This is a genomic window from Parvibaculum lavamentivorans DS-1 (assembly GCF_000017565.1).
Lineage (GTDB): Bacteria > Pseudomonadota > Alphaproteobacteria > Parvibaculales > Parvibaculaceae > Parvibaculum > Parvibaculum lavamentivorans.
On sequence record NC_009719.1, the window covers coordinates 1,072,568 to 1,082,969 of the forward strand.

Below are 10,402 nucleotides of genomic sequence, written 5' to 3' on the forward strand. Positions count from 1 at the left end.
ATAGATGATGTCTGGAGGCCAGCAGATGAACGACACGAAAGAAGTTGTGTATCCGTGGTTCGTCTTGCTGTCCTTCAGCGTCATGTTCTTTCTCGTGACGGCCGGCACCTTTACTTCGTTGGGGGTTGTGCTCCCCGATATGGTAAGTGAACTTGGCTGGGACTGGACCGCTGCCGGTCTCGGTTTCACGCTTCTCGGTGTCTCCTGCGGACTGTCGAGTTATCCGCCCGCCTATATGATCCGCAAGTTCGGCGTGCGCGCGACGGTTCTCTTCGGCACGGTTATTCTCGTAGCGGGCTTCCTGCTTCTCTACATCGTCCAGGATGTCCCGACATACTTCATCGCGATGTTGCTTGCGGGCACGGGCTTCTCCTTCGTCGCGACTGTTCCCGGCACTTATATGATCGCCCGCTGCTTCAAAAAGCAGTCGATGGCTTTCGGCATCTATTTCACGATAGGCGGCGTCGGCGGTATAGCCGGTCCGCTGATCTACTTCGCCGCTGTCGGTGTCTGGGACGAGTGGCGCATGCACTGGATGATCGTCGCCATTTTAATGGCCGTTTCCGGAGTCATTACCGCCGCCTTCCTGCGAGAAGGCGAGGCAGAGGACCGTCGTGCAGACGTGATTGCGAATGCTGCGGTGGATGAGTCCGCCTCCGGCGTCTATGTCACGCGACAGAAATGGACCGCAATGCAGGCGCTGCGCACGCCGCAGTTCTACATTATTGCGGCAGGATACGTGGCATTCCTGCTCTGCGGGATCACGGTCAACAGCCTTTCGGTAGGCCATCTGACCGAAATCGGTATCGGTATGGCGGTTGCGGGCGGGCTCCTCAGCTTCGAGTCCTTTCTCAATGCAGCCTCCCGCGCTGTCAGCGGCTTCATTGGCGAGTATGTCGATCCCAAACTCCTGTTGATCGTCTCGCTGGCGCTCCTGGTCGTGGGCATGATCGGTCTCGGCATCGGGACGACATGGCTCGCTCTCATGGTCTACGCGGTCGGCATCGGGATCGGCTACGGCACGACCTTTCTCGCAACGAGCGTGTTGCTGATGAATTACTTCGGCCGCAACGCCTATCTCGAACTCTTCTCCTTCATGAATGTCGCGGCGACGCTTGCCTCCTTCGGACCCTTCCTCGGCGGTTACCTCCGCGATGTCACAGGCACTTTTGTCTGGGCCTTCTTTCTGTATGCGCTCGTGCCGCTGGTCGTGATGATCGCCGTCTTCTTCATGCGGCCGCCGGTGCGCAGCTCCGAAGAACTGGAGCGGGAGGAGGAAGCAGTGATGATCGCTGCCGCGCTCGCCCATGCCGGCGACATGGAAAGCGCGGCCGAGGGCGAACCCGTCGAGGTCCGCGCCTGACGCAGCAGGAAATATTGGTTTACCGGCGTAATACGAGGTCAAGAAAAGAATGTCTTCTTCGAACGACAAGAAAGAATTCGGCGTCTTCCTGCCCATCGCCAATGGCGGTTGGATCATCTCGAAGAACACACCGCCGCTCGATGCTTCCTACAAACAGAATCGGGAAGCGGCGATGATTGCCGACGAAATCGGTCTCGATTTCATCATGTCGATGATGAAGTGGCGCGGCTTCGGTGGTGACACCGAGCATTGGGGGACCTCGCTCGAATCCATAACCATGATGGCGGGGATCGCCGAAGCGACCAAAAACGCGCGCATCATTGCAACCGTTCACACGCTGCTTCAAAACCCCGCCGTGGTCGCAAAGATGATCACGACGCTTGACCATATCTCCGGCGGACGCGCCGGTCTCAACATCGTGTCCGGTGCCTTCAAGGACGAGTTCGACCAGATGGGCGCCTGGCCGGCCGATCTCGACCATGACGGCCGCTACCGCTATGCCGAGGAATGGACGAAACTCGTGAGGACAATGTGGGAAAAGGACCACGTCGACCACGACGGTGAATTTTTTAAATTCAAGGATTGCGTCTCCGAACCGAAACCCATGTCGAGCCCGCGCCCTTATCTTATTTGCGCGGGGCAATCCGAACGCGGCTTGCGTTTTACCGTTCAGAACACGGATGCTTGTTTCATCGGGGGCAAGACCGCCGAAGACACCCTCCGCATCAGCCGGCTCGCACGCCGCGTTGCCGCTGAGTACGACACGACTATCCGCGTCTTTGCCATGAGCACGATCGTCTTCGGTGAGACCGACGAGGAAGCGGCCGAGACGGTCAGCTACTACAAGCAGGGCCTCGATTGGGGCGCCGTGCAGGGCATGATGCGCAGCTACGGCATGGAGGCCGATGGGAGCTCCAGCGTGATGGGGGAGAAGGCAAAGGAAACCTTCATGACGCACACGGTCGCCGGCACGCCCGCAACATGCCTCGAGAAGCTCAAGGAGCAGATTGAGGGCTGCGAACTTGACGGCATCATGACGATCTATCCCGACTATGTGAAAGGGCTGACGATCTTCGGCAAGGAAGTGTTGCCCGGCCTCAAGGCGCATTTCGCATGAACGCGGTGATGAACAACGACCCGGTCACTACCGGTCTGGATGGGCTCGCGGATTGGATCGGTCCGAAGCGAACGGCGCTTTGCATCATCGACATTCAGGCCGACTTCGCGGCGCCCGATGGCCTTATGGCGAGCTTCGGCGTCGATATGAGCAGCGTGCCGGAAGCCATCGCGAATGCGGAAAGGCTCATCGCCGCCGCGCGTGAGGCGGCTGTGCCGGTGATCTTCATCGGCCTCGAAACCAGCGCCGAAACGGATTCACCCGTCTGGACAGAACGAATGCGCCGCCGCGATGGCGATCCCGAAGCCGAAAGCAATGTCTGTCGTGCGGGTACATCGGGTGCGGCCTTCTACGGACCCCAGCCCCAACCGGGCGACGTCGTAGTGATGAAGCCGAAATACAGCGCCTTCCACGCGACGTCCTTTTCCAGGGTTCTCGAAGAGAAGGGCGTCGATACGCTCGTTGTCTGCGGCCTCACGACTGAATGCTGCATCGGCAATACGGTGTCCGACGCATTCCATCGCGACTACCACGTCATTATCGCTGACGATGCCTGCGCCGCTTATGGCGAAGATATTCATCGCGCCGCCATTGCCATACTCGAACTCAACTGCGCCATCTTGCGCAGCACAGCGGAAATCGAAGCCGCATGGAGCAAGGCTCATGGCTGACCTCCTCAAGATCGACGCAAAAGCGCCCTATCGAGTGACGGACGAGGAACGAGCCGCGATTGCCGCCGCCATCGACGAAGACGAACTCTGCAGGCTTGCGCTTGAGCTCGGCAATATTCCGAGCCCATCGCGAAGCGAAGCGGCCGCTAGTCAATATGTCTTCGACTGGATGCAGCGCGAGGGGTTCAACCCGCGCACAGCCGGTGCCACGCCGGAACGTCAGAACGTCATAGGCGAATATGGAGGGAGCGCCGAAGGCGCGAACCTTCTATTCACGGCGCATCTCGATACCGAGAGCCCGACCTATGAGCCGGATCTGGACAACGCCAAATATCGTCCCGAAACGCTCGCGAACCGTGAATGGCTGGAATGCTGGCTTGAAGACGGCAAGCTGTTCGGCTACCCGATTGCAAACGACCGCGGCCCCATGAGTTGCTTCATGATCGCGGCAAAAGCGTTGCGCAAGGCGGGTATTCCGCTTGCGGGGAAACTCTATCTCACGGCTTGTCCCGGCGAGATCGGGCCTGAACCTATCGAGGACAGGAAGGGCATCGACTATCTCGGCAAGGATATCGGCGCGCACTATCTTTTCCATCATGGTGGCGTTGCGCCGGACTATGCCATCGCCGCGGAAGGCTGCGATTTCGGCCTCACCTGGATTGGCTGCGGCTACGCCGTTTTCCGTATTCGCATTTTTGGACAGGGCGTATTCACGCCCATTCTCGATTATCCCGGGGATCCCCTCCAGCACCCTAATCCGATCTATCGCCTCGGCCCGATCATCGAGGCGCTCCATGATTGGGGCATGACCTATCCCGACCGCCATCGTTATGAAAGCGCAGGCGGGATTTCGGTCCCCAAGACGCAGATCGATTCCATCAAGGCCGGTATCCCTTATTCCTTCGGAACGGGAACGGAGGTCGTCTCGATCTATCTTGAAGCAGGACTGACGCCGCGTCAGAAGGCAGCGGATGTGCAGCACGAACTCGCGGCGCTCATGCGGCAGTTCGATATCGAAGGCTTCGACATCGAACCCATGGTCGTGCGCCACGGCTTCGAAGCAGACGCGCAGGATGTCGCGCCGCTCGTCGCCGCCGTTGCGGACGCGACGGAGTTCACGCTCGGCGAGAAGCTGCAGCGTGCCAACCCCGTCTATTCGAGCATGTGGCGCGACCAGAACGTCTTCAATATGCATCGCATTCCGGCTGTGACCACGGGCATGCCCCGTTGGCGGCCAACCCCCGGGGACATGGCGAAGAGCGCATTGATCTATGCCCTGACTGCGCTCTCGATCTGCGGCCGCGCGCCGGAAGAAGCGAGCAAGGCCGCTTACAAGCCGGTCTATGGCGACAATCCATTCTGAAGCGATGGCAAGAACAGTGAGACAGTGAGTATGAGCCAGACTTCAAAACAAGAACAAGGATCGGTTGATCCCGCGACCTACCGAAAAGCGCTCGGAACCTTCGTCACCGGGGTAACCGTCGTCACAACGGTATTGGGCGGCGTCCCCGTTGGCACAACCGTCAGCGCCGTCTCCGCGCTGTCTCTCTCGCCGCCGCTCATTCTTGTCTCGCTGGCGCGCAAGAGCGAAACGCTGGCGCAGATCAAGCGCGCCGGCATTTTCGCCGTGAACATTCTCTCGGATGGGCAGAACGACATCGCGGCCTGCTTTGCGACAGCTGCAGGCGCGGCAAAGTTCGACGGCATCGACTACAGCTACGGACAGAATGGCGCGCCAGTCCTTGCAGGGGCGGGCGCCACGATTGAATGCGATCTCGAGGACTGCTTCTCAGGCGGTGACCACGAGATCCTCGTGGGTCTCGTTCGAAATGCAACTGTCGAAGGCGACCCGGCGCCGCTTGTCTATTTCCGCGGCAGATTTTTCGGGCTCGGCGGTGGAAACGCCGAGGTCTGAAGGAGAAGAGATCGGCATCTTTTATGCATGAGCAAACCTGAAGGCATGCATTGAAGGTCCCGACGTGACTTGCGAAATGACTGCCTGGAAGTGACTGGATAATGAGTACGCTTGATTTTCGTGAAGGACATCCGTCGTCGAGCCGCGTTGTCGGGCTTGCGGCGGTCATCGGCCTGCATCTTCTTTTGTTGTGGGCACTGCTGAGTGGCCTCGCGCGCGACGTCGTGGAGGCTGTCCAGGAGCCCCTTCAGGTCGCGTTGATCGCAGAAGCACCGAAAGAAGCGCCGCCCGCGCCTCCGCCCCCCGAAATCGTGAAGCCCCCCGAGGCATATGTGCCGCCGCCGGTGGTGAAGAAGGCCCCGCCGCTCACCCCGCAGAAAACCATCCAGCAGGTGCAGCCGGCGAAGCCGGAGCCGCAGCCGGTCGTTGCAGAGCAGAGGCCTATATTGCCTCGCGCCGATCCGAGCCACGGCAACACGCAGCCGCCTTATCCGCCCGCCTCGCGGCGCATGGGCGAGGAAGGCCGCGTGATCCTTCTTCTCTACGTTTCGGAAGACGGCCGCGTGACCGACGGGAAGATCGACAAGTCGAGCGGCTTCGAGCGCCTCGACAAGGTTGCGCTGGTTCATGCGCGGCGTACCTGGCGCTTCCTGCCGGCGACGAAAGACGGAGCGCCGGTGGGGCATTGGATGAAGTTCGCCGTGAACTTCAAGCTGACCGACGGCTAGCGGCGAAAACCGGTAACGCCCGAGACACAAAAAACCTTGAATGAGACAAGTCAGTACAGAGGACCAAGTAATGAAGACCCGGACCATTCAGATCAGCCGCCTTTTTGGGGCCTTCGCGCTCGCTTTCGTTCTCTCGGCAGGACTGACATTCGTCGGCACGCCTGTTGAGGCACAGCAACAGCAAGCGGCACCTCTCGCGGATGAAGCACCGGCGGAAGACGCGGCGGATAATGCCGAGGTAGAAACTGCAGACGGGGAGAGTGCGCCGTCGGATACAACAGAGGAAACATCCCCTGGGCCAACAGCCGCAGAGACCAATCCTTATGGTCTGAGCGCGCTGTGGGAGCAGGGAGACTTTGTCTCCAAGGCAACGCTTCTCATCCTCGCCATCATGTCGATGGGCTCCTGGTACGTGCTCATCACCAAACTCTTCGAGCAGCGCCGCCTGTTTGATCAGTTCAACCGGGTGATCAAGCTCTTCGCGCCAACGGATACGCTGCGGGCGGGCATCGAAGCGCTGCCGAAGCGCAACTCCTATCGCGCGATTGCGGAAGACGGTGAAGAGGCCGTTGCCCAGTTCAACAAGGGGTTGAGCAGCGAGGTTACGCTTTCCGAGTGGTCGACGGCTGCACTCAACCGCGCGGTGGACACGCTGGCGGCGAAGCTACAGGGCGGTCTCGCTTTCCTTGCGACGGTCGGCTCCACCGCCCCGTTTGTCGGTCTCTTCGGCACGGTCTGGGGCATCTACCACGCGCTGGTTGCGATCGGCGTCTCGGGGCAGGCCTCTATCGACAAGGTGGCGGGCCCGGTTGGTGAAGCCCTTATCATGACGGCCATCGGTCTCGCCGTCGCCGTGCCTGCTGTGCTCGGTTACAATCTGCTCACCCGCCGCAACAAGGGCGTCGTCTCGCATGCCCGCCGTTTCGCGACGGAAGTCCATCTCCGCATTCTCTCTGGCAAGGTCGCCTGACGCGGGCTCTGAAAGGACGGGTGCTCACATGGCGATGAATGTTTCGACCGAAGGCGACGAAGACGAGGTGATGTCCGCGATCAATACCACGCCGCTTGTCGACGTGATGCTCGTGCTGCTCATCATCTTCCTGATTACCATCCCGGTGGCGATCCAGACGGTACCCGTGGAATTGCCGAAGGCAAGCAGCGAGGTCAACCAGACCCGGCCCGAGAACATCACTCTCGCGGTCGACAAGGACGGAAAATACTATTGGGACGCCATGCCGGTCGGAAGCCGGGATGAAATGCTGGAGCGGCTGATCGAAGTCGCGAATGCGGAACCGCAACCCGAGATCCAGGTGCGGGGCGATCTTTCCGTTCGTTTCGAAGCGGTGGGAAGGCTCATCCTCGATATTCAGAGGGCGGGCGTGCAGAAAGTCGGCTTCATCACCGAGCCGGTTCAGGGTAATTGAGGAGATAGCGTAATGGCGATGAATGTCGGAAGTGGAGGCGACGAAGACGAGCCTATGATGGAGATCAACACCACGCCGTTGATCGATGTGCTCCTGGTTTTGCTCGTCATGCTCATCATCACCATTCCGCTGCAGACCCATGCGATCAAACTCGACATGCCTCAAGCGGTAACGCTTGAGAAGCAGGAGGAGCCGACGGTGGTCCAGCTTGGTGTCGATGAATATGGTCTTGTGAGCTGGAACGGAGAGGAGCTGTCGGACATCACGGCTCTGGAAGCGAAGTTCGCAGGCGTGGCGGAAGCAGTACCCCAGCCGGAAATCCATCTGCGGCCAAACCGCATGGTCGAATACGATCACGTGGCGAAAGTCCTCGCGGCCGCTCAGCGCATCGGCGTAACCAGCATCGGCTTCGTGGGCAACGAGCAGTATATCGATTGAGTGTTGGCTGAAGAACGGAGAGGAACAGGCGCCGTCGCGCTCTACCGCAGGATCATCCTTGATCTCAGCGGCCGCGCCTTTGATTCTCTATGATGCCCGAATGCCGCAACTACAGGGCGCTTGATGGCTCTCTGGCTCCGTGCAGCTTGAAGGCGCTGTGCAGGATTTCAAGAACGCGCTCACGCACCCAGCGATGTCCCTCGTCTTCATCGGCTTCTTTCGCCCAGGCGATGCGTCCCTGTATTTTCGGCAGTTCGAACGGCAGATCGAACATCACCAGGCTCCCATCCGTGTTGTAGCGGTCGGCGTGGAAGCGGCCCACACAGGCGGCCAGATCGGAAACGGCGACGAGGGGATAAATATTGTGCGTATCGGCGACCGCGCAGGCCGTGACGCGTTCCATCCCATTTGCCCTGAAGGCACTGTCGATGAAGGTGCGCAGTCTCTGTACATGGGTGGTGACAACAAAGCGCAACTCCCGGATGTCGTCGACCGTCAGCCTGTTGCTTTTGGCGATCGGATGATTCCGCGCAACGATAATGGCGAAGGAATCGTCCCACACCTTTGTGGAAACGAGGCTGTCGTCGATTGCAAAGTTAGGGAGCAGCGCCATGTCGATTTCGCCGCCCTTCAGCATTTCAAGGGCACGGTCGCCGACCTGCTGCACGAACTCTAGGATGAGGTTTGGCGCTTCCCGTCTTGTATAGCCGACGAGAGCGGGCACGAGAGCGTCGTGGATAATGTCGTTCACGCCGATGCGAAATGTGCGCCGGGAGGTAGCGGGATCGAAGCTGCGCACCGAGGAGAGGCCTCTCTCCACTGTGTCGAGCGCATGACCGATGGGAATGGCAAGCGTTGCCGCCGCCCGCGTGGGGGCGACGCCGGAGCCGGATTTGTAAAATAGCGTGTCGCCCGTGAAGTTACGCAACCGGCGCAGGGCATTGCTAACGGCGGGTTGCGTTATGCCGAGCTTCACGGCGGCCTTGCTGATGCTTCGTTCCGTATAGATCGCGTTGAACACGAGCAACAGGTTCAGATCCAGTTCGCGGATATTCACGCAGCTTCACCTCGGTCGTTCGTCGGATGGCTTCGGAGGCCGCACTTTATATGAATCGCGTCCTCCATGAACCGGCTGTCGTTTCACTTTTACATCGGGTCATCGTAAATGGATTTATCACTTACATGAATTCTAAGTATTAATAAAATGAATGTTGAGCATTATCCGAATATATCGAAATTCATCAGATAAATAAACGGCGTTATATTAAGTATTTTAAGTAAAACTCATTGTTTTTTGGTTCAATTCCCATTTGGATACACCCCAATTGGATCGGGTTGCGGCTTTTGGGGGGTCGGATGGCTAAGAACAAGGGCGATTGCTGCCCTCTCGGGCGGAGCGCGGGGTCCTCCCGTTTGGCGGCGGCTGCGTTGATTGCCGTCCTGTTGGTCGAAGTTTCCGGGGCCGATGCGCTGACGATCGAGGATGCCATGTCGCGCGCGATGCGCGACCATCCGGGCGCGCAGGCAGCGCAATTCGAAGCCGAAGCGGCGGAGCGGGAGGTTGGCGCTGCGCGCTCCGGCTACTTCCCCACGATATCGCTCGACGGCTCCGTACGGCGGGAAAAGACAGATCGGCCGACCTTTGAACGCACGATGACGGCGGAAGAATATTCCCTGACGCTCACCCAGCCGATTTTCGATGGTCTTGGCACGCCCTCCCGCGTCTTTGCCGCCAAGTCGGATGCGCAGGCGGAAGAACTGACCGCACAGGTAAAGCTCAATGATGTTGCGCTGGACGCCGCCTATGCTTTTCTCGGCGTTCTGGAGCTTCGCGAACGTCTCGCGCTCCTGAAAAGCCATGAGGAGCGCGCACGAAGCATCGCAAGCCGTATTGAGCGCCGCGCCGAGGCCGATCCGGGCCTGCGCTCGCTCACCGTGGTCGGCAGCAGCCAGACGGAAGAGGCCCGCTATCTCGTTCTCAATGCCGAGCGCGAACTGGCGCTTGCTGAGACCCGCTACCGCGAACTGATCGGCGAGGAGCCGGTCGCGCTCGAACAGCCGTCGGAGCCGCTCGAGGTCATAACCCTGACGGCGGACGCCGCTATTGCCGAGGCGACGGCCGCGCATCCCGCGCTCGCCGCCGCCCGCGCCCGCGCTGAGGCAGCGGACGGTACGCGTGCCGCAGCTCGCGCCGACCTCTTCCCGCAGCTCGATGCCGAGGTCAAGGCGCGCAACGGCCGCAACATCGAAGGCGTCTCCGGCCCGGACGACGACTATTATGTCGGCCTGCGCCTTACCTATCGCTTCGCGACCGGTGGTCGCGACTTTTACGATGTCAGCGCCGCAAACTATCGCGAACAGGCCGCCGCCATCCGCATCCACGATGTCGCCCGCGAAGTGCGCCTCGGTGTCCTCGAGGCGCTTGAAAACTATCGCTCCAGCAAGGATACGCACACCGTCCTTGTCCGCCGACAGGTGGCGGCGAGCGAACTCGTCCGCGTCTACGATGCGCAGTTCGTCGGCGGTCAGCGCGACCTTCTCGATCTGTTCTTCGTGCTCAACGAGGAACGTGCGGCCACTCGCACCGAACTCGAAGCACGTTTCGCAAAGTTGCGCTCTGCCTATGGCGTCGTTGCCGCCATGGGTGAGCTCGGCGCTCTCGCCTCCGGCGGAAGGTGAATAACCCGTTCCGCCGCGCCCCCCACTTCGGTTTGCCTCTCCGGCATTCGCACTGTTTCAAGTGGAG

General features: G+C 60.1%; 11 protein-coding genes. 10 read left to right on the forward strand and 1 reads right to left on the reverse strand.

The features are described 5' to 3' along the window. Positions 1-25 precede the first annotated feature (25 nt). The 9 genes from PLAV_RS05040 to PLAV_RS05080 all read left to right on the forward strand — a co-directional run bounded on the left by PLAV_RS05040 (position 26) and on the right by PLAV_RS05080 (position 7,656). A complete protein-coding gene (locus PLAV_RS05040) occupies positions 26-1,363 on the forward strand; it encodes an MFS transporter (RefSeq protein WP_012109869.1) in 1,338 nt (445 codons plus the stop codon). Between the two features lie 49 nt (positions 1,364-1,412). Further along, on the forward strand, positions 1,413-2,480 hold the full coding sequence (locus tag PLAV_RS05045) for an LLM class flavin-dependent oxidoreductase (protein ID WP_012109870.1): 1,068 nt from the start codon (positions 1,413-1,415) through the stop codon (positions 2,478-2,480). Further along, entirely contained in the window at positions 2,477-3,151 is a 675-nt protein-coding gene (locus PLAV_RS05050; protein WP_012109871.1) for a cysteine hydrolase family protein, read from the forward strand. Before PLAV_RS05045 ends, PLAV_RS05050 begins: the two co-directional genes overlap by 4 nt. Continuing rightward, complete coding sequence (locus PLAV_RS05055; RefSeq protein WP_012109872.1) at positions 3,144-4,514, forward strand: zinc-binding metallopeptidase family protein; 1,371 nt, start codon at positions 3,144-3,146, stop codon at positions 4,512-4,514. Before PLAV_RS05050 ends, PLAV_RS05055 begins: the two co-directional genes overlap by 8 nt. 30 nt (positions 4,515-4,544) lie before the next feature. Continuing rightward, entirely contained in the window at positions 4,545-5,066 is a 522-nt protein-coding gene (locus PLAV_RS05060) for a flavin reductase family protein (protein WP_012109873.1), read from the forward strand. Positions 5,067-5,167: 101 nt separating this feature from the next. Beyond that, complete coding sequence (locus tag PLAV_RS05065) at positions 5,168-5,794, forward strand: energy transducer TonB (RefSeq protein WP_012109874.1); 627 nt, start codon at positions 5,168-5,170, stop codon at positions 5,792-5,794. Positions 5,795-5,864: 70 nt separating this feature from the next. Then, positions 5,865-6,764 carry a MotA/TolQ/ExbB proton channel family protein gene (locus tag PLAV_RS05070; RefSeq protein ID WP_012109875.1) on the forward strand — a complete coding sequence of 300 codons (900 nt, stop codon included), beginning with the start codon at positions 5,865-5,867 and terminating at the stop codon, positions 6,762-6,764. Between the two features lie 28 nt (positions 6,765-6,792). Beyond that, positions 6,793-7,218 (forward strand): ExbD/TolR family protein, encoded by a 426-nt coding sequence (locus PLAV_RS05075; RefSeq protein ID WP_012109876.1) that lies wholly within the window; start codon positions 6,793-6,795, stop codon positions 7,216-7,218. 12 nt (positions 7,219-7,230) lie between these two features. Beyond that, positions 7,231-7,656: an ExbD/TolR family protein gene (locus PLAV_RS05080; protein ID WP_012109877.1), complete on the forward strand. Its 426-nt coding sequence runs from the start codon at positions 7,231-7,233 to the stop codon at positions 7,654-7,656. A gap of 109 nt (positions 7,657-7,765) precedes the next feature. Here PLAV_RS05080 and PLAV_RS05085 read toward each other — a convergent pair whose 3' ends face one another. Further along, a complete protein-coding gene (locus tag PLAV_RS05085; RefSeq protein ID WP_012109878.1) occupies positions 7,766-8,713 on the reverse strand; it encodes a LysR family transcriptional regulator in 948 nt (315 codons plus the stop codon). A 299-nt stretch (positions 8,714-9,012) separates the two neighbouring features. Between PLAV_RS05085 and PLAV_RS05090 the strand changes: the two genes are divergently transcribed. Further along, entirely contained in the window at positions 9,013-10,335 is a 1,323-nt protein-coding gene (locus PLAV_RS05090) for a TolC family protein (protein WP_012109879.1), read from the forward strand. The last annotated feature ends 67 nt before the right edge of the window (positions 10,336-10,402 follow it).